This is a genomic window from Streptomyces sp. NPDC043908 (assembly GCF_056435525.1).
Genome location: NZ_JBWKEI010000017.1, coordinates 87,868 through 110,370, shown reverse-complemented (window position 1 = coordinate 110,370; position 22,503 = coordinate 87,868). Strand labels below are relative to the sequence as shown.

21 protein-coding genes and 3 pseudogenes are annotated in these 22,503 nt (G+C 69.3%); 12 read left to right on the top strand and 12 right to left on the bottom strand.

Annotation, left to right across the window (positions count from 1 at the left end; all coding sequences use genetic code 11):
* Positions 1-119 precede the first annotated feature (119 nt).
* A complete protein-coding gene (locus tag AC069K_RS30570; RefSeq protein ID WP_467883665.1) occupies positions 120-389 on the bottom strand; it encodes a zinc finger domain-containing protein in 270 nt (89 codons plus the stop codon).
* A gap of 889 nt (positions 390-1,278) precedes the next feature.
* Here AC069K_RS30570 and AC069K_RS30565 point away from each other — a divergent pair.
* The 3 genes and pseudogenes from AC069K_RS30565 to AC069K_RS30555 form a co-directional block, all read left to right on the top strand.
* Complete coding sequence (locus AC069K_RS30565; RefSeq protein WP_365109702.1) at positions 1,279-1,785, top strand: RICIN domain-containing protein; 507 nt, start codon at positions 1,279-1,281, stop codon at positions 1,783-1,785.
* A gap of 825 nt (positions 1,786-2,610) precedes the next feature.
* Positions 2,611-4,968: a phospholipase D-like domain-containing protein gene (locus tag AC069K_RS30560; protein ID WP_478621723.1), complete on the top strand. Its 2,358-nt coding sequence runs from the start codon at positions 2,611-2,613 to the stop codon at positions 4,966-4,968.
* Between the two features lie 200 nt (positions 4,969-5,168).
* Positions 5,169-5,692: pseudogene (locus AC069K_RS30555) on the top strand (transposase family protein); the annotation flags it as partial.
* Here the strand turns inward: AC069K_RS30555 and AC069K_RS30550 are convergent.
* Positions 5,673-6,776: a DNA alkylation repair protein gene (locus tag AC069K_RS30550; protein ID WP_478621722.1), complete on the bottom strand. Its 1,104-nt coding sequence runs from the start codon at positions 6,774-6,776 to the stop codon at positions 5,673-5,675. The pseudogene AC069K_RS30555 and the gene AC069K_RS30550 overlap by 20 nt on opposite strands.
* Before the next feature lie 225 nt (positions 6,777-7,001).
* On the opposite strand from AC069K_RS30550, the gene AC069K_RS30545 reads away from it, so the two are divergent.
* A complete protein-coding gene (locus AC069K_RS30545; RefSeq protein WP_478621720.1) occupies positions 7,002-7,406 on the top strand; it encodes a hypothetical protein in 405 nt (134 codons plus the stop codon).
* Positions 7,407-7,845: 439 nt separating this feature from the next.
* Here the strand turns inward: AC069K_RS30545 and AC069K_RS30540 are convergent, their stop codons facing one another.
* A complete protein-coding gene (locus tag AC069K_RS30540) occupies positions 7,846-9,108 on the bottom strand; it encodes a hypothetical protein (RefSeq protein ID WP_478621718.1) in 1,263 nt (420 codons plus the stop codon).
* A 727-nt stretch (positions 9,109-9,835) separates the two neighbouring features.
* Between AC069K_RS30540 and AC069K_RS30535 the strand changes: the two genes are divergently transcribed.
* Entirely contained in the window at positions 9,836-10,075 is a 240-nt protein-coding gene (locus AC069K_RS30535) for a hypothetical protein (RefSeq protein ID WP_478621716.1), read from the top strand.
* Between the two features lie 610 nt (positions 10,076-10,685).
* Here AC069K_RS30535 and AC069K_RS30530 read toward each other — a convergent pair.
* Positions 10,686-10,871 (bottom strand): DUF1737 domain-containing protein, encoded by a 186-nt coding sequence (locus AC069K_RS30530; protein WP_468907162.1) that lies wholly within the window; start codon positions 10,869-10,871, stop codon positions 10,686-10,688.
* A 496-nt stretch (positions 10,872-11,367) separates the two neighbouring features.
* Between AC069K_RS30530 and AC069K_RS30525 the strand changes: the two genes are divergently transcribed.
* Positions 11,368-11,790, top strand: coding sequence for a TipAS antibiotic-recognition domain-containing protein (locus AC069K_RS30525; protein ID WP_478621713.1), 423 nt, complete (start codon positions 11,368-11,370; stop codon positions 11,788-11,790).
* Between the two features lie 407 nt (positions 11,791-12,197).
* Positions 12,198-12,495: pseudogene (locus AC069K_RS30520) on the top strand (winged helix-turn-helix domain-containing protein); the annotation flags it as partial.
* A gap of 167 nt (positions 12,496-12,662) precedes the next feature.
* Here the strand turns inward: AC069K_RS30520 and AC069K_RS30515 are convergent.
* Positions 12,663-13,121, bottom strand: a complete 459-nt coding sequence (locus AC069K_RS30515) for a hypothetical protein (protein WP_365109694.1) — start codon at positions 13,119-13,121, stop codon at positions 12,663-12,665.
* Between the two features lie 544 nt (positions 13,122-13,665).
* On the opposite strand from AC069K_RS30515, the gene AC069K_RS30510 reads away from it, so the two are divergent.
* A complete protein-coding gene (locus AC069K_RS30510) occupies positions 13,666-13,788 on the top strand; it encodes a hypothetical protein (RefSeq protein ID WP_365109691.1) in 123 nt (40 codons plus the stop codon).
* 453 nt (positions 13,789-14,241) lie between these two features.
* Here the strand turns inward: AC069K_RS30510 and AC069K_RS30505 are convergent, their stop codons facing one another.
* The gene (locus tag AC069K_RS30505) at positions 14,242-15,162 is read right to left on the bottom strand and encodes an NADP-dependent oxidoreductase (protein WP_365109688.1); all 921 of its coding nucleotides are present in this window, start codon (positions 15,160-15,162) and stop codon (positions 14,242-14,244) included.
* 75 nt (positions 15,163-15,237) lie between these two features.
* On the opposite strand from AC069K_RS30505, the gene AC069K_RS30500 reads away from it, so the two are divergent.
* On the top strand, positions 15,238-15,663 hold the full coding sequence (locus AC069K_RS30500; protein ID WP_478621711.1) for a winged helix-turn-helix transcriptional regulator: 426 nt from the start codon (positions 15,238-15,240) through the stop codon (positions 15,661-15,663).
* Between the two features lie 597 nt (positions 15,664-16,260).
* Complete coding sequence (locus tag AC069K_RS30495) at positions 16,261-17,508, top strand: diacylglycerol/lipid kinase family protein (RefSeq protein ID WP_478621710.1); 1,248 nt, start codon at positions 16,261-16,263, stop codon at positions 17,506-17,508.
* A gap of 70 nt (positions 17,509-17,578) precedes the next feature.
* Here AC069K_RS30495 and AC069K_RS30490 read toward each other — a convergent pair whose 3' ends face one another.
* The 5 genes from AC069K_RS30490 to AC069K_RS30470 form a co-directional block, all read right to left on the bottom strand.
* Positions 17,579-17,866 (bottom strand): ANTAR domain-containing protein, encoded by a 288-nt coding sequence (locus AC069K_RS30490; protein WP_478621708.1) that lies wholly within the window; start codon positions 17,864-17,866, stop codon positions 17,579-17,581.
* Between the two features lie 104 nt (positions 17,867-17,970).
* Entirely contained in the window at positions 17,971-18,330 is a 360-nt protein-coding gene (locus tag AC069K_RS30485; RefSeq protein WP_478621706.1) for an ANTAR domain-containing protein, read from the bottom strand.
* Between the two features lie 80 nt (positions 18,331-18,410).
* Positions 18,411-18,680 (bottom strand): hypothetical protein, encoded by a 270-nt coding sequence (locus tag AC069K_RS30480; RefSeq protein ID WP_365109677.1) that lies wholly within the window; start codon positions 18,678-18,680, stop codon positions 18,411-18,413.
* Positions 18,681-19,265: 585 nt separating this feature from the next.
* Positions 19,266-19,814 carry a DUF5994 family protein gene (locus AC069K_RS30475; RefSeq protein ID WP_478621703.1) on the bottom strand — a complete coding sequence of 183 codons (549 nt, stop codon included), beginning with the start codon at positions 19,812-19,814 and terminating at the stop codon, positions 19,266-19,268.
* A 113-nt stretch (positions 19,815-19,927) separates the two neighbouring features.
* A complete protein-coding gene (locus AC069K_RS30470; protein WP_478621701.1) occupies positions 19,928-20,713 on the bottom strand; it encodes a fatty acid desaturase in 786 nt (261 codons plus the stop codon).
* Positions 20,714-21,238: 525 nt separating this feature from the next.
* Between AC069K_RS30470 and AC069K_RS30465 the strand changes: the two genes are divergently transcribed.
* Positions 21,239-21,826 (top strand): DUF5994 family protein, encoded by a 588-nt coding sequence (locus AC069K_RS30465; protein WP_478621699.1) that lies wholly within the window; start codon positions 21,239-21,241, stop codon positions 21,824-21,826.
* 38 nt (positions 21,827-21,864) lie between these two features.
* Positions 21,865-22,230: pseudogene (locus tag AC069K_RS30460) on the top strand (SpoIIE family protein phosphatase); the annotation flags it as partial.
* A 71-nt stretch (positions 22,231-22,301) separates the two neighbouring features.
* Here AC069K_RS30460 and AC069K_RS30455 read toward each other — a convergent pair.
* Positions 22,302-22,469, bottom strand: a complete 168-nt coding sequence (locus AC069K_RS30455) for a hypothetical protein (protein ID WP_478621697.1) — start codon at positions 22,467-22,469, stop codon at positions 22,302-22,304.
* Positions 22,470-22,503 lie beyond the last annotated feature (34 nt).

The following is a 22,503-nucleotide window of genomic DNA, read 5'->3' as shown; positions in this document are numbered from 1 at the left end:
ACGCTCCATGCGACGGACCTCAGGTCCTGCTGCAGACGGCCTCGCCCCCACCACCCTCATGCACGCCCGAGCCACCGAACCGGTCAGGACCCCTGGTCGCGGAAGGACGGTGCCTACGCTCACCGGCTGGCGGACGCTACGGGCTGCCCGCTGAGCACGGGCCGGCCTGCTGCGCCCCTCACGTCCAGCACAACCTCGCAAGCCCCGAGAGACACCTTGTAGTGATCACGGCGGGCCCGGTGCACGCTGCGCCGAGCCCGGCACAACTGCCCCGGCTGTGCCCGGCACTCCGGGCACGCCACACCGAACGCACCGTGCCGGTACAGACGCAGCGTCTCGTACAGCTGGTCGAGATAAGGGTCGGTGATCGTGCTGGCGGTGGGGGGCATCGGGTTCCTTCATCGGCCATGTAGCCGCTTCAGACGGGGGTCTTCCCGTCTTCGGCGGTGTCCTCGTTTCTGCGTATGCCCACCAGGCCCGGTCCTGGTCGCCCCCAGCCCGCTCTCGCGCTGGCGGCTGTCCCATGTGCGCGTTTCTCCGTTGATGCCGTGGCCGTCCCCCCGATGAGGTCACGGCGCTCCCCCATCACCCCGTGTGGCCCCGGCGTATCTGCCGCAAACTGTCCTGGGGGGTTCGTCGCACCGCGACCGAATCTCGTGATGGCGCCCGATCACCCCGTGGCACTCTGCGGCCGCAGCCACAGCCGGGCTAAGCGCGGGCAGAGCGGTGGGGTGGGGGGCGCCTCGTGACGTCCTTCGAAACGCATTGAGGCGAGACGTATCGTCTTGCTAGTCTTGGGGGTGTGCGTTCCGACTTCTTTCTCTGAGTCCGGGCACGGCCGCCGCTGCCATTTCTGCTGCCCGTAGACCCGTCGCATCCTCAGGAAGAGCCCATGCCCGAACGCTCCCACATCGCTGTGCCCGCTGCCGTGGCACAGCTGTCTGTCAAGAACGTCACCAAGTCCTAGTGCTGTGACCGGGAAGGCTCGCCGGGGCGCTGGGGCAGTGCTGGGACCGCGCGGCGTCGGTGCGTTTCGCGCGTGTTGCGCCCCCCTGGGGGGACACAACACCTCGTTGTCGCTTGGCCGGTGTTGTGTGGACCGTGTACATCGTCCCCCGAGGCAAAGGCGCAGTTCAAGGCGGTATGCACTGGTGAGCAGCCAAGGAAATTGAGGATGGACGACGGGGCCCGTGGGCCTCATCATGATCACTGCCACGTACCACCGGGTGGGGCGCGGCGAAGTCCTTTCCAATGCACCGCACCAAGGAGCGTTTCCCCATGCGTAGAACCTTTGCCCTGCTGGCCGCCGTGATCGGCATGATCGGGGCGCTCGCGACCGCGCCCGGCGCCGCAGCGGCGTCCAGCGGCGCGACCGGCGAGTGGGATCAGTGGATGATCAACGTCGCGTACCCGGGCTCCTGCCTGGACGACAGCTCCAGCAACGGGCTCCGGGTGCACACGTGCAGCACCGCGAGCTACCAGAACGGCTACCAGCGGTGGACGGCGACCCAATACCCCAGCGGCGGTATCAGGCTCAGGAACGTCGCGACGGGCCGGTGCCTTGACGGCAGCTCCGGTCAGGGCCTCCGCACCCACACGTGCAGCTCCGAGGCCTACAACAACGGCTACCAGAGGTGGACGGCGTCCACAGGTTGGGATGGGTACCAGTGGTCGAATGACGCCGTCCCCGGCGATTGCATCGACATGAGCGCCAACTATGGTCTGCGTCTGCACCAGTGCAACTTCGAGTCTTACAAGGCGGGTTATCAGGGCTGGCGCATATGATCCGGCAGCACACAGCCGAGAGGGCCTGACCAGGAGCTCCGACGCCAACAGCATCAGGAGATCGGGTCGTGCGGTTGCCTGCCGACCCCGGTTTTGCGCCAAAGCCTGCGGACCATGAGCTCGCTGAACTCCTTTGTGGACCCCGCTCGGTACCTCCTGGTCCATGCGACGGCCTCGGCCCCCGCCCCACCCGAGAACGCCCGGCCACATCGAGGGACCGGGCGTTCTCGGTTCCGTCCGCTGTGAGCCGGGCCTGTGCGCAGTTCCACGGTGAGCTCGGCCTCGGCCTCGACGACGCCCTCAGCGGCACCCTCGATCCCCGCCTCGGCGAGGCGACCCATGTGCACAACGGAGCGGAGCAGGGCCTTCCACATGGGGCTCAGCTGAGTGGGTCTTTCACCCGGATCTCTTGCCCAACCCTGCGCCGAGAACGCCGAGGTCCCGTCCGAAGGCGCATGCCGCAACGGCGATCTGCCAAGCAGATCGACCTGCCTGGTGCAGATATCGGCCACGGGTCGGTGTCGAGCCGTTCGTCCGCCCGGGCCTCGAGGCCGCCCACCAGGCCCTTTTCCCGGGTCCGACGGCCCGTTGCCCCCAGGGCGCCGGATAGTCTCCCCCGGTCCACTGTGTCCACAGAAGAAAATGGGGGGAAGGCGCATGCGGATATCACGAGCGTGGCTCGTGCTCGCGGCCCTCACCACGATGCTGGCGACTCTCGGTCCGACCACGGCCTCGGCCCGGTCCACGTCAGGATCTGAGGCGACGGCAGCGGTTTCCACGAGCGGTACGGCGACGTCGGCGGTCGCGACCGGTACGACGTCACCGGTGAGTACAACCGGTGCGGCGTCCCCGGCGGTGACGACGCCGACGGGAACGCTCCAGGCCTTCTTCAGCCGGCCGACGGTCAACTCCTTCGACAACTCGATCGAAGTGAACACTCTCCGTCTGATCGACGCCGCGAAGCCCGGCTCGGACGTACGGGTCTCGATCTACGCCATCGACCGCCAGCCCGTCGCCGACGCCCTCGTCGCCGCGAAGGAACGCGGTGTCGACGTACGGGTCATCGGGGAACGCTGCCACCAGGGGGCGACCGCCTGGATCTGCCCCGAGGCGGACTCCGAGCTGCTGCCTGTCCAGAAGGACCTGGACAACCGTCTCGGTACCGACCGGACGACGTGGTGCCTGAAGGGCTGCATGCGCACCCAAGTCGAGAACCACGACAAGTTCTGGCTGTTCAGCGCCCTCAGTGACGGTCGGACCAACGTGGTTGCCCAGTCCTCGTACAACATGGTCGAGAGCAGCTACGCACTGCATAACGACATGCTCGTCAGCGCCGGCGACAGTGCGATCTACCAGGCCTATCTCGGGGCGTGGAACCGCATGTGGCAGGTCGAGGCGGCGGGCGGTGACGAAACCTGGACGGACGCCAACGGCGGGCATCAGAGCGGGCACGGCGGCACCGTTGAGGCGTGGTTCTACCCGCGGGCCTCCGCCGAGGACGACATGCTCGCGGCCCGCATCGCGGCGGTCCCATGCGCCTCGGGCGGCCGCATCCGCATCGCGATGGCCAGTTGGAGGACCGACCGCCCGCTCGTCGAGACGGCGCTGCGTGAGCGCGCCCAGAGCGGTTGCCGCATCGAAGCCGTCATCAGCGCGGGTGCCGAGGACGGCGCGAAGTTCCTGCCGCCGCTCGGAGTGCCGGTCTACGTCCTGCCGGACGGCGGGTGCGGCCGCGACCCGCAGGCTCCGAAGCTGGACGGCAGCCCGGGACGCCAGTGCTCCAACTACCTGCACTCGAAGTACGTCCTGCTGGAGTGGACAGGAGCTAACGGCGTACCCGAGCGGCACGTCTACACCGGCTCGGCCAACCTCTACGGCCCCACGCTCACCAAGACCGACGAGTCCTCGCTGCACATCGCGAACGCGGCGATCTACGACGCCTACGCGGCGGACTGGCAGATCCTGCGCGACTCCACCGTCAAGTTCCTGCCCGAGCGCTTCCCGGACGCGGCCCTGACCGCCGGCGTCAACTCCGACTCCGTCGGTGACCAGCGGGCACCCGCGGTCGCGGCCCGCAACGGCTGGACGGCGGCCGTCTGGGAGAGCCGGGCAACGCTCGGCGCGGGCCACCCGACCCATGTCTGGCTCCGCGTCTACAAGGACGGTGTCAGCCAGTATGAGACGCGCGTGTCCATGGACACCGAGAACGCGGACGGCAGCCACGTCGACCCGGACGTCGACATCGACGCGAACGGCAACGCCGTCGTCGTCTGGACCGAGGACGCCGACGGCAACGGCCAGGGCAATATCGCCGTCCGGCGCTACGCTCCCACGGGGCAGCTCCAGGGAACCCGTTGGGCCAACGACGACGACTGGACGGGCGCCCAGATCGAGCCCGCCGTCGCCACCCGTGACGACGGTTCCTTCGTCGTCGCGTGGCAGAACGACCCCAACGGGACCACCGGCGTGCGCCTGCGCGAGTTCTCCTCGATCACGCAGACAGCACAGCCGGCCTCGCGCCGGGTCGGCGCGTCCACCGGCACCAATGGCGTCCCGGACGTCGCTCTGGACCCGGCCGGCAATATCTTCGTCGTATGGCAGGAGGACGCCGACGCGAACGGCTCCTACAACATCGCCGGCGTCAAGTACGCCCGTGCCGGGACACTCCTGGTCTCGCCGCGCACGCTCAACACGAAGGTGGACGGGCAGCAGGAGAGGCCGGTGGTCTCCCTCGACGGCCAAGGCCGCGCGGTCGTCGCGTGGCAGGGCGAGGCCACCGGAAAGTGGCAGATCAGCGTCGGCGGGTTCGACACCTCCCTCGGCAGCCGGTTCACCGAACGCACGGTCGACGGCGGGGCCGGCGCCGAGGCCGGTCAGGTCCAGGGCCGGCCGTCGCTGGCCGTCTCGGCCGACGGGTCGTTCCTGGTGGCCTGGAACGACGTCCACGGAGGTGTGTACGGCACCGACATCTACGCCCGCGGCTTCAACGCGGACGGCTCGACGTCCGGCCGCTTCCCCGACGCACGAGTCTCCCCGCTCGCGTTCGGCGATCAGGACCGCCCGGGTCTCGGGATGCGGCCGGACGGTACGTTCGACCTCTTCTACGCCGATGACTCCGACGGCAACGGCTACCACGAGGTCTTCTGGCTGTCCGGCCTGAAGAACACCGGCATGGCGCCCTGACACACCTGGGCGGCCCGCCCGGCAGCCAGGCAGGTAGGGCGAGGGCAGCGAGTCCTCGCCCTGCCGAATCCGATAAGGGTGCAGTGAGCTTTTTCAGAGTGGCCTCTGATCGGGTGACGGCCGGTGTCCCGCAACGCACGAGGCTCCTGTGCCGTTGAGAGAGGTGTTCGACGTCTCAACTCAGTAGCACAGGAGCCTCGTTGGTTCCCTATCCTGCCGCACTCGACCTGCCTCACGCCCTGGTCGAGTGGGTATCCATGCTCATCATCACCCGTGAGGGTGACCGCCGCTGCAAGCTCCGACCTCACCAGCGTGCGCTCGTCGGCCTGGTCTACCTGCGCCGGCATGACACGCTCGCGCAGATCGCCGCCAGCTTCGGGAAATATCCGTCGGCACCGCCCACGCCTACGTCACGGCCGTCGTCGGCCACCTCTCCCCGCGGGCGCCCGGACTGCTGCGGATCCTGCGGGAAACCGATCCTGATCACATTCTGCTCGACGGGACGCTCGTCGAGTGCGACCGTGTCGGCGACAGCCGGGCCGACCTTTCCCACAAGCATCGCCGTCACGGCGTGAACGTGCAGGTCGTCGCCGGCCCCACCGGCAAGCTGCTGTGGGTCTCACCCGCGCTGCCCGGTCGCAGCCATGACCTGACCGCGGCCCGCACCCACCGCATCATCCGGATCTGCGAACGCCATGTCATTGTCAGGTCGATCCCTGTGGTGGTCGGGTGGCGGTGATGTGGACCTCGGTCGCGCCGAGAATGCGCCCGTTGGCCTGGATCTCGATACGGTGCGGTCCGGGGCGGATCGTGCGGACCGAGAGGTTCGCGAAGCGGTGCTGGCGTGAGAAGTGGACCGCCTGGCCCGCGGGGAGGTTGCGGACGGTCAGCTTGAACACCTTTCCCGCCTTGGGACCGCGCACCCCTTGGTAGTGGACCAGGTAGTCGATCGCCGCGGTTGCCGTGTCGGTGGCGTGCAGCGTGAAGGTGATGGTGGTCGCTTCCCCGACGGAGATGGTGGAAGGTGAGCAGGCGAGGTCGGTGATCTCGATCGGAGCCTGGTGATCGAATCCGAGGATCGCGAGCGCCTGTGGGTGTCCTCGTTTAACGAGGGTCCTCAGACCGTGGCGCACGACGAAGTCACCGTGCGTGCTGCTGCCAGACCACCGCCGGGCGGTCTCCAGGACTACTTCGGGGTGGTCCTTGCTGATGTCGTTGAGGTGGTTGGCCACGGACCGGCGCACGTAGAGAGACTCGTCGTCGGCGAGGGGCTCCAGGAGCGCCAGAGCGGGAGCCGGGTCGGCGATGAACCGCGGGATTCTCTGTGCCCAGGGCAGCCGGGGCCGTGTGCCCTCCGAGACGAGCCTGCGAACGTGTTCGTCCGGGTCGTTGGTCCAGGTCCTGAGCTGGTTCATCGTGTGCTCGTAGTGGGCGTCGACGAACGGGCGGATCGCGAACTCGGCGGTGTAGTGGGAGGTGAGCGCGGCCAGCAGCGGCAGCGCGACATCGGGCCGCTCCAGCATGACCGAGGCGACGTAGGCGTTGACGGGCATGGACGCCCACCCCCTCAGCCCCCCTCGGTCGAGGGCGGCACGGATCAGCCGGTCAGCCTCCTCGGGCCCGGCCGGCAGCGTCGCCGCGAGGGCCTGGGCGATCCAGTCGATCCGGGCCTTCAGCTCCAGGTCACCGAGGCCGGTACATGCCCGCTGCTCGAACGCCATCCGGTCGAAGGAGGCCGAGACCATCGCGAGGTCGCCCGCGAGACGCCTGATGAGATCCGGAGAGAGCTCATCCTTGAAATCGGCCATCTCATCCCCCGCTCACGGTCACGCCGAAGCCCCCGGCTGCCCGCCCCGTACGGCTTTCGGACGGCGGGGGGAAGGGCTCGGTGTACTCCTGCCGTACGTTCGGGCGCGGTGTGAATCTCGACCTGGGCATCATGGCCCTGAGTCTGCCACGCACCACTGACACCCGGCCGGGGCCGCATCCATCCTGAACTGCGACGACGCTGCGCTTCGCATAGCCTGCGGGGCATGAACGACACCCACGCAGCAGAACTGGAAGCTGAGGTCGTCGCTGCCAACCAGCTCCTCGCGGCCTGGTTCGGAACCGACGACGCAGACCCGGAGATCCTCGACCGCGTCGCCGCGACCCAGTCCGAGACGTTCACGATGCTGAGCATCGACCGCGTCCCCGTCACCAAGTCCCAGCTGCTGGACGGACTACGGCAAAAACGCAACTCCCAGCCCGGCCTCCGCATCGAGATCACCGACTTCGAGGTGCTGTTCGCCGAGGGCGACGTCAGGGGGATCCGCTGCATGGAGCGCCACCACCTCAACGGAGAGCGCAGTGATCGCTGGACGACCGCAGTGCTGACCGTCCTGGCGAACCAGCCCCGATTCCGCTGGCACGCACTGCACGAATCCGCAGCCGGCTGAGCAACACCGCCGCGATGCCGGGACGGCCAGCGCCACGCGCTTGCCCGCACCGAACCTCTAGCCCCCGGAGCGGAGAACAGACCACTCTGCCCCGGGGCCCGCAACGCCGCCCCGGTGCCGCCGCCTCGTGCCCTCCCCGTACACAGCCACGAGGGGTGAAGCCTCACATCCTGTCCAACACCCGACCTTGCGGACAGCCACGGGTACGGGAGCCGGTAAGGCGGCCGGGCCGAACTATTACCCGCCGAAAACGCTAGATAGGACTTCACAACATCGGCGCATGATCTGCAGACACACTCTTCGCCACGCTGGTCACCCCAACCCGGTGGCGCAGCCTCCGACTGCACCGGACACCCGTCATGAGTACTGTTCGCCGGTTCATCGCAGCCCTCGCAGCGACCGGTCTTCTTGCCCTGGGAAGCTTCGCACTTGGCCCGTCTCAGTGGGTGCTGAAACCGCCCACGCCGTAACTGGTCGGCCAGCTGCCGAGGGGGCCGTGTTTGCCGGGGGAGGCTGGCGTGCGGTCGGGATCGGGGCGCGGAGGGAGCGGATTCGTACGGCTGGTCTTCCGCGCGATCTCCTCGGCACGGTAGAACAATTCGTCGTCGTCTCGATGAGCCCGGCCGTAGGCCCGCAGACGGGCGCTGTCCGCGTCGAGGGCGTCGTATCGTTCCCACTGCTCGGTGAACCAGCAGAACGCGGCCTCGTCACCGTCCCAGATCCAACCGGTCTCCCTCACTATCACTCGCCCCGCGTCGCGGTAGTCAAGCACCGCCTTCTGGCACAGCCTCTCCCGGGCGGGGCCGATGGGAAGCGTACGCAGGGCGCCGCGGCATGCGGCGGCGAAACTGTCCGGGCTGTCACGCCGCGCGGCCCCTTCGAAAAGAGCGTCCACCGTCACCTCCGGGTTGTGGACGGCCAGATAGCTGGCAATCAGGTCCTCGCGCTGCGCAAGGACGGCCAGCAGTGGTCCTTTGTAGGCCTGGAGGCGGTCGGGCAGCGGGTTCTCCTCTCCTGGGCAGAGGGGCAGGTGAGGGTTGGTGAAGTGGAGACGGAGCAACGGCGAGGGCTCGCCGTCGTCGTCCCACAAGGCAGGTCGCTCTTTCCAGACTTCGTTCACGGCGTCCGAGGACCACAGGTGGAATCGGTGTCCGATGGCAGCAAGCACCGTCTCCTCCAACGCTCGCAGCAGGTGTGGTTGGCCGGTCCTGCTCAAGAACGCTCCTGCGCGTTCCCGTACCTCGTCGTCCTCCGTCACGCAGGCAGCCTTGATGAACCAGAGTCCCACCAAGGCCGCGGCACCTCGTGGAAGGCCGCTGCCGGCCAGGCATGTCTCCAAGCGGCTGGGGCCCGGCTCCGGGCCCAGGAGGAGGTCCAGCACGCGGCCGCTCAGCTCGCCGTCGAAGCCGAAGTACGAGTGCGGGTGATCGGTGAGGGCACCGACGGCCCAGGCAAGAAGCATCGGGTCACCGCTGACCCGAGGATCGGCCAGGGTCCGGGCGGCCTGGTCGGCCATGGCCGGATCGGGCGCGGACTGCAAGAGCCGGACGAGATGCTCCACGTGGGAGGGGGTGCGCGACAGGCTGACCGTCTCCGCCCGGCACAGCTTCGCGGCAGCTCGACGGGCACGGAACCCGCCGCCCGCGCTCAGCGACCGTTCTGCTAATGAAATGACCTCATCGGGCGTCAGTTCGCGGTCCACGGCCCTATCGTCCGCCCAGCCACTGCCCCCGACAAGAGTGAGTTGGACGGAGATCTGACGCGTCCAACGGGAGCTGCAGCCCTCCACCCACTCGCGGGACTTGTCGACCTCCAACGCACCCTGCTTCCACAGCCGGTACAAATCCCAGTCCGGCAAGTCCAGTTCCCGGAAGATGCCCAGCACGATCTCCCAGCACAAGATAGAGGCCGACCCCCCGCAGCAGCTCGGCTCGGAGATCTTCAACTCGACAGGCAGACCGCACACTGAGCTCGCTCAGCGCCAGCCCGCTCCCCCGGTACTGCACACGCATCGGCTCCAGCCACGCGCGGTGCGCGCTTCCCACGCTCCCCGCTACCGGACCTAGCTTGCGCCCAGGCCGCCCAAGCGCATGGTCGCGCCCCTCCCTTCTGAGGGGAATCGGTTCCCGGTGGCGCAAGCTGTCGCCGGGAGGCGTCGCCTTGATCGTGCTAGCCGTGCTCCGCCACGACCAGCGGCTCGTCGAGATGGTCGGCGCCTACCAGGTGCCTGACTCGATCATGCGCCGCAGGCCTTCCGCGCGAGGACGAGTTCGGTGCCGGGCTTGCGTCGCGTGGGCCTGCGGGCAGAGCGGTCAAAGAGCAGTCCGACGATAGCGGGACGGGTCTGCGTGTAGGTCTCTCGGCGGCCGGTGAACCGCTGCAGCAGCCGCCACTGCTTGTACTGGGCTTGGTGTCCTCGACATGAATCCGTGCCGAGGCGCCTGCCGGCGACGTCGCTCGCGCCAGGCGTGGTGCTCACCCACTGGGGCGTCGCCCTTGGGCGTTTTCTGTGGGGCGTCGACCTGGTCAGGAAACTCGCTGGCCAGCCTGCGGTAGCCCTCGTCGAGCTTGGCCTTGACATCGGGGCACTGACGGAGCTGTTCGGCGATGCCCTCGCCGCGCGCGGCGGTCTGGTCGGGCATGCGGCCGGGGCCGGACCACACCGGTGAACAGGGTGCGGCCCTGACCGTCGCTGAAGGCCGTGGTCTTGATCGTGTTCTGCTTCGTCTTGCCGGACACGAAGGCCCTGCGGCCCGGACGACCTGCTGTCGGGTGGCGGACCTGGACCCCGGCGCCGTCGATCCGGAGCTCGACGCCCTCGGCGTCGGCGTAGGCGAACAGGTCATCCAGCGTGCGCGACCGGATACCGGGGCGGTCGGGGACGGCGAAGCCGCGGACTGCCCACAGCGGCCGGATCTCACGGACCGCGTTCGAGAGGTGGAGCGGTCCACCACATACAGCCCGGCGAGCGCGGCATGCGGCAACCCAGGCCGCAGGTACACCAGCGTAACCAGCAGGCGGTCCACGAAGACCAACCACAGCTTCGGTCTGGCACCTGCCGCCCGACGCCGGTCCTGGCCGCGCCGCTGCTGGCGCAGCGCCGGCTCACGGGCAGCCTCCCAACGCGGAGCAAGCTCTTCGAGCAGCTCGCCGAAGTGTGCACGCGAGACCCCGGACAGGGCAGGATGGGAACAGGCCGTGCGGGCCCAGGCAAGCGTCACAACTGGCCCAACCCGTGCGGCCCCTTCTCGTGTCACGGGCAGGCCGCGACCGCAAGTTCTACGACTGTGCTGGCCATACCACCGCTTGCGCGACGATGGCCCTCTCACCATTGAAAGTGACCGCAGGGCCTTCATGCAGTTGGTAGCCAAGAGCTATCGCTTCGCTCACACGATGGCAGAACGCGGCGTCGTCCGGGCCGGTCAAGACTCGGTAGATAGGCAATCCGTCCGGTGGTGTACTCATGAAGAGAAAGATCTCATGCGCGCCGGTCCACCGAGCCAGGCGAACGGGCCCCCTTCAGGCCAATCGCTCCTCAAGTGCTGGAGCCGTTGTTGCCGAAGGGTACGAGGGCGGGCGGCCGCCCATGTGGCCTCGGCGGCAGTTGGCCGACGGCATACGGTTCCGATTCCGAACCGGGTTCCGTCGTGGAGACCGGTCGACCGGCCGTCATGGAACCGGACCGGCGCCGGCCGAGCTCTTCCTACCGCGCAAGGTAACCGCGGGAATCTGGGACGCGCGGTCGAGCAGCTGGGCCCCCCGCCCGACGGCTCGCCGTTGGAGCTGCGCTTTTCCGCCGCTGGCTGACCGGGACGGAGCGCCGGAGAGTCCAAGAAAGGGTTTGCCGACCCGGTGGCTGTGTGTCACCGTTCGTCCTGGACCGGCAGTTGATCATCGGCGGCCCGGTCGATGTCGACAATGTTGCGGCCTCCCGAGGATCCACTGGAGAGGTGACGAAACGATGGGAAGCGGTGTCGTGGGGAACAATTACGAGGACGAGTGTCGCCGGTCGTTGGCCGCAGAGCAGGCGAAGAGCCTTGCCGAGACCAACAACTGGGAACATGTGGACAGGGAGCGGGTCCACCAGGACTGGGACGTCCTGTACCAGGAGATCACGGCTTTTCTGGACGGCGGCTCCCTGCCAGGGGACCAGGAGATCCAGGAGCTCGTCCGCAGGCACTTCGACATCGCCTGCCGGTTCTACACCCCCTCCAGGGAGGCTTACGTCGGCATGTCGCTCTTCTACGCGGAGGACGAGGCCATGAGGGCGTTCCACAATTCCTACCACCCTGGGATGGTGGATTTCCTGGGCTCCGCGATCAAGGTGTTTGCGGAGGAGGGGAGTGGGTTCGCCCCCAGCGCAGGGGCCGAAGCTTCGGCGTAGTCGGGCGGCACGGGCCGGGACATGCATGGACGGGGTAGGCCCCAGGGCTGCCGCAGCCCTGGGGGGAGGAAGCAGAGACCGGGGTCCCGGGCTGGTGCCGAGACAACGTCGTGCGTGAGGACGACTTCGTCTGCGTCTTCTGTGGGAGAGCGATCTGCCCGCGGCGTGGAACGTGGATCCCGCTACGTGAGACCGCGGGCAAAGCCACTCGTTACTGACCTCGCTGGTGTGATGTCGCGAGGCTGACAGGTGACGGGTTTGGCAGTAGGCCGGACATATGAGGTATCCGCAAAGGGCGGGCTGACCGCGGGGCGACGTGCGTTTCGCGGGCACATCCGGATGCAGGCGGCCGAGTTACGCCCAGGGAGACGGCAACGGGGCGGTTGACGCTGTCCGCTGTTGCGCAGATGCTGCACCGGCACGGCTTCAGCCACCAGGTCCCCGCCCGCCGCGCGGTGGAGCGCAACGACGAAGTCGTCACCGGCTGGGTGAAGGAGACCTGGCCGCTGGTGGAAACGCCGTGGCGGCGCTCGGGGCCTGGCTGTGCTTCGAGCACGAGGCCGGATTCTCGATGACGCCGCCCACCGCCCGCACCTGGGCCGGCGCGGACAAACCCCGGTCATCCGGGTGCGGGGACGCTCCCGGCGCCGTTTCTCTATCGCCGCTCTGGTCTGCTACAAGCCGGGCGAACGCCTCCGCATGGTTCCTGGCAGGGGTGGCAGGCGGACGCGCGCCAGGCGTCGAAGCACCCGCGGCTGACCCAGCGGGCCGCCTGGCTCGACCACGACGGCCCGCTGCCGGTCATCGAATCAACGCCATTGGTAGCGGCCCGGATGCGGGCGTGCCTGGCCCGCCCCGGGGGCGGCTCCGGTTCAGACGGGCGACGACTGGCCGAGGGTCACGCCGTTGGCCGTGCCCACCGAGTTCACCCGGGCGCTCTCGGCGAGGGTCTTCCCGAAGCACACGGACCAGGAGTTCGCCCCGACCCCGGAGGACGAGCACGCCCAGTCGCCGAGCGGACCGGCGCTGGTCCACAGGTCGGCCTTGGCCGACACGCTGAAGAGGGTGGATCGGTTGTTGCGCACGATCACCGCCGCCTGCACTGCGCCTCCGCCCGCCGACCTGATCGCGCAGACCTGCGCGAGCACGCTGCTCGCGATCGTCACGCTCCCGTGGCAGCCCCACGTGGCGGAGCTGGAGGTGATCGGGTTCGTGTTGCCGTACGCCTTCCAACTGCCGGCGGCAGCCGAGGCGGAGCCGGCGGTCGCCAGGCTCAGCCCGAGCGCGGCGGTGGTGGCTGTCAGCACTGCGACCGTACGAGCGACTCGCATCGTGATCTCTCCTGGGCCGGGTGGGGTTGCTGCCTCTCCGCAACCAGTGTGGCCACGTCCAGCCCCGCGGTCACCGACGACATGTGCCGGACCCCGCGTTTGGCCGGAACACACGTGCATCCGGAGCAGAAACAGCCGCATCCCGGCCACGGACGGAGGCCGCGGGAAAGGGGACGAGCCGGCGGTCGGGCTCGCCGGGGGTGGGGCGGGAGCGTGGTGGTACGGGACGGCGGGGGGTGACGGCGTACGCCTGCGGCCGGGTGATGCCCGTGGGCACCCAAGCGCGCAGGCAGGCTTCCTCTTCGTCCAGTTCGGCGGCAACTTCGCTGCGCTCGCGGCCGTGCTGAACGTCCGGCCCCGCGCTCTCAAGCGGCAACTCGAAGGCAGTCGGCTGCCGCCGTCCCCACGGCTGAGGAGAAGCCCGGAGTGGGGCGCGGTGCGCTACGCCTGCCCGATCAAAGTGGCCCTGAGAGGACGTCCCGGTTGAAAACCCGCCGAGGGACCACGCGAACTCGGCCTGCAACCGGCCGACCAGTACACCGCCATGATCGAACACGTCATGGCCGTACTGCGCGACGAGACCGAGAACCAGATCGGACCCGGCACCCCACTCGACGCGCTCCGCCTCACCCTCGACATCGAACAGCGGGTCAACCGCCCGCACTGAGCCCCCCTCCCCCGCCGGGCCCGCCAGCACAGCAGGCCCGGACCACCGGCCTCCCGACGCACCAGGCATACAGCCCGCGCACCACCCCGGCAGGCCAACGCACCAGCCACGCCCCGAGGCGCCTCCACCGTGCTCGGCTCCACCAGCCTCCTCATCGGCCCCCTCGTCACCCCTCTTGCCTGGCCTCACCGCCGGCGCCGTTCCCACGGCCGCAGCACTGACCCTCGGCGGCAACCCGTGTGGCTACTACCCCACCGGAGCGATACATCTGCGGTCCGGCCCCGGGACACGTTATGCGAGCTTCGGCCTGCTGGAGCCGCACGACGGAGTACGCGCCGAGGGGCACTCAAGAGCCTGGTACCGGGTGAGGACCGACGCGGGATGGGTGCACAACGCGTGCTGGTCCAGCGCGTTGACCGTGGACACACGGGTTCCACGGTCTGTCTTCCAGAATCAGGGCACCAGCACCAGCCGACCGCGCAGCCCACCCGCCTCCAGCCTACGGTGCGCCTCGGCGACCTCGTCCAGCGGCAGGACGTCGGCGACCCTGCAGCGCAGCCCGACGGCGGCCAACTCAGTGAGCCGGGGACCGTCCGCGCGGATCCACACGTTACTCACTCGGATGCCGCGTAGCGGCATCGGCGCGTTGCCCAGCACGCTGACCAGCGAACCCCCGCTGCGCACCCCGTCCAGTGCGAGCATGCCCACCGATGCCGCGTCGACTGCGGTGTGCACGCCGCCGGGCACCAGGTCGCGCACCGCAGCGGGCAGGTCCGCGCTCCGCGGCACGAAGAACTCCGCGCCGAGACCGCGCACCAGTTCCTCGTCGTCGGCGCCCGCGACGGCAACCACCCGCACACCGGCCAGCGCTGCGAGCTGAACCGTGTAGCCGCCCACCGCTCCGGCCGCTCCGGTGACCAGCAGCGTATCGCCGGGCTTGGCCGCGGCGATGTCGAGTGCCTGCGCGGCGGTGAGCCCACCCAGCGGCAGGGTCGCCGCGGCCACCAGGTCGGTGTCGGCCGACACCGCAGCGACCGCGTCCGCGTCCAGTACCACGTGCTCGGCCTGCGTCTTGAGCGGCAGCGCCAGCCGGTCGGACAGCCCGATGACCGTGTCGCCGCGCCGGAAGCCGGCCACCTGGGACCCGACCTCGTCGATGACGCCGGCGACGTCCCAACCGATGCCGATGACCTCCCGTTTTGGGAGCAGGCCGCCCGCGGTGAGCGCGCCGGTGCGGGTCTGGACATCCACGGGGTTGACGGCCGCGGCGGCGACCCGGATGCGGACCTGGCCGGGACCAGGTTCAGGTGTCGGGACCTCCGCCACCTCAAGGACTTCCGGGCCACCGAAGGAACGAACGATCACAGCTTTCATGTACACAAACCTACGGAGTGTTACTCTCCATGGGGAAGTACGCACTTGAGGGTGCGTACCTGACCCGGGAGTGCCATGGCCACCCGCACCGCCGCCCAGCGCCGCGCCGACGAGCGCGCCGCCTACGACGCCTACCTCGCCACCTGCCCGGCCCGACAACTGCTGGACCGGATCAGCAACAAATGGGTGAGCCTGGCGCTCAACGCGCTGGCAGACGGGCCACTGCGGTACCGCGACCTGAACCGGATCATCGCCGGGGTGAGCCAGAAGATGCTCACCCAGACGCTGCGCGCCTTGGAACGTGACGGCCTGCTCACCCGCACGGTCACCCCATCGGTGCCGGTCCGGGTGGACTACCAGCTCACCCCTCTCGGTCGCAGCCTGCTGCCGGTGATGGCCTCGATCAAGGCGTGGGCCGAGTGCCATATCGAGGAAGTCCAGACAGCCCGCATGGACTACGACCGGGACACGGCCGGCGAGCTGCCCGTACCCGGTACATGACTCTCGCCCCCTCACGTGCACACTGTCGCCGTCAAGGTGATCGCCTGGCGGGTGAACCTGTGAGCAAACCGCCGAAGCCACCGCGTGAGCTGACCACGAACCCACTGGTCCGTTCCCCCAGAATCAAGGGAACACACCCTCGGGTTCGCGCTGAAACACCGTCAGTGTCCTATGCCGCAGGAAGAAGCGGCAGCTCTTTCAAGCCCCGCCGGATCACCGAGACCGACACCGCCACCCTCGCGGACCTGGCCGCGATCGTGCTCGACGAGCTGGAGATGCGCCTGGCGGCGCTGAAAGCCCTGCGCCTCGTAGGCGGCTCCGGGGCGGTAGAAGCGGTGCAGCGCCCTTCCGGCCCCCTTCCCGTGCTTGAGACGACGTCACAAGACCCTCCCCACGGCGTGGTGCGCGCGGTGCGCGACCCTGCCCCCGAGTACCCCCGCGCGAAGACCGGAAGCGCCGGGCGGGCACCGGCCTGTTCACCACCGGCAGGGGTACTCGGCCGCCATGCGAACCCATCAACCGCCACCCGGTGCACCCACGAGGTCCCTCGCGGCCGCGAAGGGCCGGACCCGCGGCCGCAGCGCTCGCCGGTCCGCCTTGCGCGGCACCGGCTCGCTCGTCCTCACTTCTGCCGCCATCCAGGTCGCCACCAAGGCCCTCGATCGCCGCCGACCGCTGCGGCCTCCACCGAGCGGGACGTCGCCGTCCCACCGCACGGCCGGTGCTGCCGCCTTCGCGACGGCCGTCACCCTGGAGGCTCCCGCGCTGGGGGTCGTCCTTGTCCCCGCCGTAGCCGGTGTCGCCCTCGCCCGCGCTCTCTCGGGCACGCACTCGCCCACCCGCGTCCTGGGCGACATCGCGCTCGGGGCGGGGGTGGCGGCTGCGACCTGTCACTGGTGGCCGCGGCGCCACGACGAGCCCGCCGACAGCGCCCGGCCCAGGCTCCCGGTTCCCGCTCTTCCGTCCGGCGAGGGGCTGGTGGTGGTCGTCAACACCGACGCGGGCAGCGAAACCGCCGCCCAAGTCGAGCTGCGCGCCCTCCTGCCGAAGGCAGACCTACGGCTGTGCGAGGCGGGCGAGGATCTGCACACCGTGCTCCAGGAAGCCGCCGCATACGTATGGGCGCGTGGCGGCGCACTCGGAGTCGTGGGCGGTGACGGCACCGTCAACGCGGCGGCCGCGCTGGCCGTTGAGAGCCATGTGCCGCTCGCGGTGTTCCCCGGCGGCACTCTCAACCACTTCGCCGCCGACCTCGGACTGCCGACCGTGAAGGACACCGCGGAGGCCGTGGAAGCGGGTCGGGGCGGAACCGTCGACCTCGGTCGCGTCAACGGCGACGGCGACTGTACGTACTTCCTCAACACCTTCAGTATCGGCGTCTATCCCGAACTCGTCCGGGCCCGCGAAGCCCGCGAGACCTCGCTGGGCAAATGGCCCGCCCTGGCCCTCGGTCTGCTCCGGGTCCTCGCCGACGGCACCCCCATCGATGTCGCCCTCGACGGGCAGCCCCGACGGCTGTGGCTGCTCTTCGTCGGTAACAGCCGCTACGATCCCCCCGGTTTCGCCCCCTCCTGCCGCCCGAGCCTCGACGACGGTCTCCTCGACGTGCGCATCGTCGACGGCAAGCAGCCCTTCGCCCGTACCCGTCTCGTCGTCGCCTTCCTCAGCGGCACCCTGGCCCGCTCCCGCGTCTACCAGGAGACCACCGCCGTCCGCCTGCGGATCGACTGCGCGGGAATGGCGGGCGACTACACCCGCGACGGAGAGGTCAGCGCCGCCTCCGACACCCTCATCCTCGACAAGAGGGCCCGGGCCCTCACCGTCTACCTGCCTGCGGGGCGGTGATCCGAGCCGTCAGCGGCACCGGCGAGCGGGGAACACCGCTCCTGGTGCCGGCCTCAGCACGCACACGCCCTCATCGGCGGTCTTTGAGTCGCCTCAGCGCGCGGCGCAGCTCCCCTCGTATCTGCCCGGGAAGCGGCTCGTCCTCCGTAGTGGCGACCAGGGCCGCAGCCACGTCCCGGAGCTTGACGTTGCAGTGCTGCGACACCTCCACCAGCAGGCCCCAGGCCCGCGCGCTGGAGCACGGTCCCAGGGCCATTACCATGCCAAGCGCCTGGTCGATCACCGCTCGGCTCGACAGTGCCCTGCTCAACTCGACGTTTTCCGAACGTAGTTCGAGGATTTCGGACACAAGATCCACATTTCTTGCTGAATCCTCAGCCGCCAAGAGTCTCGGCTCCTCGCAGGATGTGATCGCTCGATGCATGGCGTCTACCTCACAACGCAGTGGGTTCTGCGCGACGCTCAACGCCGGGCCGCCGCATGGAGGCGCCGCAGCGCGCGGCGCAAGGCGCACTGCATCTGCCCGGGAAGCGGCTCCCCCTCCGTAGTGGCGACCAGGGCGGTAGCCACCTCTCGCAGCCTGAGATCGCATCGCCGTGCGACATCCACCAGCATTCCCCGTGCTGCCGCCCGACGACACGGGGTCAGCACCATCACCATGCCGCATGCCTGGTCGACGACTGCGCGGCCGGCCATCATCCGGCGCAGCTGGTCGATCTCGTTTCGCAACGCGGCAACGTCCGGCGCGGGGGACACGCCGCCCCACGCGGCTTGGACCCTCAGATTCCACCGCTCCTTTTGGATCGTGGTCGTCCGCTGCATGGCAAGCCTCTCTCACCGAGATCCTCCGCCCCGGCTCGGCTTGTGCCGCTCCGGGGTGCCTGGACAGGCAACTGCGCGGGTCACCTGCGATGTTCATGATCCCGGCGGTCCTGGCGCATCCATCGCCCCCGGCGCTGATGACGGTAGCGGCGGTCCCACCGGTCCTGCCGATCCCGGTAGTCCCGATACTCCCCGTACCCCGCGTCGTTCCCGCGCAGCCAGCCCCCGGTGCCGCCTCGGCCGTAGTGGACGAGGGCGAAGACCAACGCGGCCGCGGCCCACCACCACAAGGCGTTGAGGAAGCCGAGGCCGAAGAGGGTTACGAGGAGAATGAACACCAGCACGAACACGCGGGCCTCCCAGAGCGGAATGGGACATCGCTGCCAGGGACCGGGGCCTCATCCATAGCGTAGCCCTATGCACCGACCGCGTATACCTCGCCACGGACCGCCGATCCACACGGTCCCGTGCGGGCCCGACCGCACCCCGAACCCGTGTGCCTGTGGAGGACGTTGACAACAGACGCCGGCAGGCGTTGAGTGGCAGCACGGTGCAGGGCCATGCCACTCCGGACCCACGGGGCGAGACATGACCTTCCCACTTCGCCCGGACCCCGCGGAAAGCAGTAACTCTCTCCGCGATCTGGAGGTCCGGCGTTGCCTACGTGGACATCGGTTTCTCGTGATCCCGTAATTCCGGAGGGTTCTGGCACTCCTGCGACAGGGCCACGGATGCCTTCGGGCGCTGCCACCGGACGTCCCGGCGAGTGCCCGCGTCGCATCGACACCAACAGGCTCCCCCTCGCGCTCACTTCGTTCGGTCAGCGGGCGGCAGGCCGTCACCTGCAGGCCCAGAGCCGGTCCCATGACGCCTGCCCCGGACGAGTCCGGTGAGCAAACTTCCAGGAGTCTCCTGAAGTTTCCTGGTTTCCGTGGTCAGGGGGCGGGGTCCGGGCGTCGTCCGAAGGCCACCCCCGGCGGACTGGCTGCGCCTCCCGAATCCGCGCTTTCGTTGTTGTCCCTGCTGTCCTCGCTGTTCTTAAAAGTGCTGGCCACAATCTCCATGATCCGCCCGGCCTCCGCATCTGTGGCCGTGGGCGGCACCACCAGCAGGTCCCACCGCCCGCGGCCGGGCGCCAGCAGGCAGATGGTGGACGGGGACCGCTGGGTGGTTGTCCGGCGCAGGCGTACCGCCTGGTTGGCGACGAGCAACCGACCCGGGAACGGGGACCACACGGCCGCGTCCACGAGCGCGCTGGTGACCTGTCCCCATGCGTGCGGCAGTGCACTCAGCAGCCTGGGCAGCTCGGCCACCAGATCGGACGAGCGGGGCCACCAGGCACCGTCGATACGCCGGGGCACGTGGGCTTTTTCCGGCTGGGACACCAGGCGCAGGCGGACGGCGAATGACGGGGCGAGCGGAGGCGACGGGGGCGGAGGTACCGGCGGCGGCACGGGCGGGGGCGGAGGCGGGGCGAGGGTCATGGCAACTCCTGTACGGGACCGGGTCGCTCGGATTCACCTGCGGCGGGCGGCGATACGGTCCGGACGAGGCCAGCGCACGTCCCCGACCCAGCCGAGACGTTCGAAGAGACGGATCACGGCGGCGGACGGGTCCAGCTGTCCACGGTCGACGCCGTGCCGGGCGCAGGTGGGATCGGCGTGGTGCAGGTTGTGCCAGCTCTCGCCGAACGAGAGCAGCGCCAGGAGCCAGAGGTTGGTGGCGCGGTCGTGGCGGCGGGTACGGAACGGGCGCTGAGTCCACACAGGGCCGGGAAGGCGCGGGAAACGGTCCGGATGTCACGGTCGGCCAGCAGATCGGGAGCGTAACGCGCAGCGGACGTGGAGTCGTTGCGGAACAGCCAGCCGACATGAGCATCCACCAGTCCGCGCAGCTGTCCCGACACAGACGTGCCGTAGCGGTACGGGGAGTGCGGATCGCCCGGCCGGTCGGTGAAAGCGTGATGGCGGCGGTGGGTGGCGACCCAGCCGATCACGTCGTCCTGGAAGCTCATCGACCCGGCCACCGCGAGCACGGTGCGCAGCAGCCGGACGGCCCGGTAGCTGTTGTGGGTCAGGCCACGGTGAAAGCCGACCGTGACGCCGAGGGCCGTGACGACATAGAGCACCGCGGCGAGCAGGACATCCGCGGGATGGATCAGGCGCCCCCACAGCAACCAGAAGGCCAGACCGAGTGCCAGGAACGGGAGGAAGACGATCAACGTTGTGATGGCCAGGGACAACCGCTCGCTGCCGGTGCGCTCGCCGGCCGTTCCTTCACGCGGAAAGGCCGCATTTCCGTTGTACTCCGGGAGCGGCCGGGTGCCGTCCGGCGGGACGGCGGAAGCGGAGCGGGAGACGTGAGGGGAGAGCTGAAGAGACATACGCGGTCCTTGACCTCGGTGACGACAGTGCGGCCGGGGTCTTGGGCTGCGAGTTTTCGACGTGCGTGCGGACGGCATCGCCGGGAGCGGATGCGAGTCGCACGGAGAGCGGATGGAGGAAACTGGACAGGACGTGGAGCGTGGGCGGTGGACCGCTGCGCGGTCCCGCCCGGGGCGGACGATCATCGCGCGCCCCCTGGAGCCGAGCGTACCGATGACGCGTGAGGAGCCCATCGCGGGATGCGGTCGCGTCCCCGTTCCCAAGGGCCGCAGCAAGGACGAGACCACCGGCCCCAACACCGGCGTACGGCGCACCCTCGAGTTGTCAGCGTACTCCTGTGGCTGCCCGAAACGGCCGCTCCCGCGTTCCTTCCGTGGTGCGATGGCCCCCGCGGCAAGGGGCACGGGAGTAGACTGGACAGACCGAGGGCATCTCGCACACCGGCTTCCCCGCCGGGTCGTCCCCGGTGAGCGATGAAACCCGGGCCGTTACTCACAAGGACGGCCCGGAGACGGGTCCGCATCATGACCGCGACCTTCCAAGCCACTCTGCCGCGGCCCACACCCGTCGCAGCCCCTCCCGCCCGTCTCACCCTGAAGCCGGACGGTCCCTCCCGTGGACTCCTCGACGGTGCCTGGTGGCCCCGCTCACGTGACCTGCTGCGCGAACTGCCCGCGCTGACCGATGTGTTGGACACCGTCTGGGGCCGCATCACCCGTATCGCCGTCAACCCCGAGCACTGGCCGATCATCCCGCACAAAGTGCCCGTCAACGGCCACGTGGTGAAGACCGGTTGGTTCACGCCCGAGATGGACCCGCACAAACTGCTGCTGCTCTCCTACGGCACCGGGCGCTGGGATCTGCTGGTCATACCGCCCGAGACCGATGCGGAGTCGGCGGCCCGTCTGATGGCGGCCGCGTCCGACTACGACGGTCCCGCGCTGACCGCGAGCCTGCTCCTCGCCGCGGACCGGGCCGGATACGCTGTCTCCACGGCCCACCGGCCGGCCGACCCGAACGAGACGTGGGAGCACGAGGGCGGTACCTGCGCCACCTCCTCGGCCGTACCGGCGAAGGCCCGGGTCGTCAGCCGCCTGATCATCGGCATATGAGACAGCCTCGCTGAACGCCTGAACACCCGGACGCGTTCGTCGCTCCGAAGGTCGATATGCCGTTCGGCTTCAGCGCCCCTCACGGCTATCAGGTCCAGTCCCTGGACCTGCGGCCGGGCGACCGGCTGGTGATGGTGGCGGACGGCATGCTGGAGCGCAACGCCAACAGCCTCGACCTGTCGGATCTGATCGTGCGCACCCGCGCGCTGCATCCCCGCGAGGCCGCCCGCACCCTCATCGCGGCGATCGTCGACGCCAGCGAGGGCCACCTCCAGGACGACGCGACCGTCATGTGTCTGGACTGGCACGGCGTCGGCCAATCCCAGCGGGACGCCGACAACGGCGCCGACCTCGCCGACGCCTCCGCACCCTCAGGGGCAGGACCGGCCATTCCGCAGCGCTGACGCGAGCAGACAGCGACCCTCATCAGCGGAGCTCGGGCAGCCACGGCGGGTGTCTGCTCCGGGTAACCGGGTCACCGGGGAAGGTGCCTGCGGCGGCGGCCCAGGCGCAGGCCGAGGAGCACGAGGTCGGCGACCAGCACCAGTACGCCGATAACCAGCAGATAGAACAGGCCCTTCGCCACCACACCGACAATGCCGAGCACGATGGCCACAATGACCAGCAGGAGAAAGAGAGCCATGCTTGTCACCTCGTGGTGGGGAAGTTGGTAAGGA

Bases quoted from the DNA above. Each gene is read 5' to 3' on its own strand.
- AC069K_RS30470 (WP_478621701.1), bottom strand. From the start codon at position 20,713: ATGTCTCTTCAGCTCTCCCCTCACGTCTCCCGCTCCGCTTCCGCCGTC.
- AC069K_RS30515 (WP_365109694.1), bottom strand. From the start codon at position 13,121: ATGCGAGTCGCTCGTACGGTCGCAGTGCTGACAGCCACCACCGCCGCG.
- AC069K_RS30565 (WP_365109702.1), top strand. From the start codon at position 1,279: ATGCGTAGAACCTTTGCCCTGCTGGCCGCCGTGATCGGCATGATCGGG.
- AC069K_RS30500 (WP_478621711.1), top strand. From the start codon at position 15,238: ATGGCCACCCGCACCGCCGCCCAGCGCCGCGCCGACGAGCGCGCCGCC.
- AC069K_RS30510 (WP_365109691.1), top strand. From the start codon at position 13,666: ATGATCGAACACGTCATGGCCGTACTGCGCGACGAGACCGAGAACCAG.
- AC069K_RS30475 (WP_478621703.1), bottom strand. From the start codon at position 19,814: ATGACCCTCGCCCCGCCTCCGCCCCCGCCCGTGCCGCCGCCGGTACCT.
- AC069K_RS30570 (WP_467883665.1), bottom strand. From the start codon at position 389: ATGCCCCCCACCGCCAGCACGATCACCGACCCTTATCTCGACCAGCTG.
- AC069K_RS30505 (WP_365109688.1), bottom strand. From the start codon at position 15,162: ATGAAAGCTGTGATCGTTCGTTCCTTCGGTGGCCCGGAAGTCCTTGAG.
- AC069K_RS30485 (WP_478621706.1), bottom strand. From the start codon at position 18,330: ATGCAGCGGACGACCACGATCCAAAAGGAGCGGTGGAATCTGAGGGTC.
- AC069K_RS30465 (WP_478621699.1), top strand. From the start codon at position 21,239: ATGACCGCGACCTTCCAAGCCACTCTGCCGCGGCCCACACCCGTCGCA.
- AC069K_RS30455 (WP_478621697.1), bottom strand. From the start codon at position 22,469: ATGGCTCTCTTTCTCCTGCTGGTCATTGTGGCCATCGTGCTCGGCATT.
- AC069K_RS30550 (WP_478621722.1), bottom strand. From the start codon at position 6,776: ATGGCCGATTTCAAGGATGAGCTCTCTCCGGATCTCATCAGGCGTCTC.
- AC069K_RS30530 (WP_468907162.1), bottom strand. From the start codon at position 10,871: ATGAGTACACCACCGGACGGATTGCCTATCTACCGAGTCTTGACCGGC.
- AC069K_RS30525 (WP_478621713.1), top strand. From the start codon at position 11,368: ATGGGAAGCGGTGTCGTGGGGAACAATTACGAGGACGAGTGTCGCCGG.
- AC069K_RS30545 (WP_478621720.1), top strand. From the start codon at position 7,002: ATGAACGACACCCACGCAGCAGAACTGGAAGCTGAGGTCGTCGCTGCC.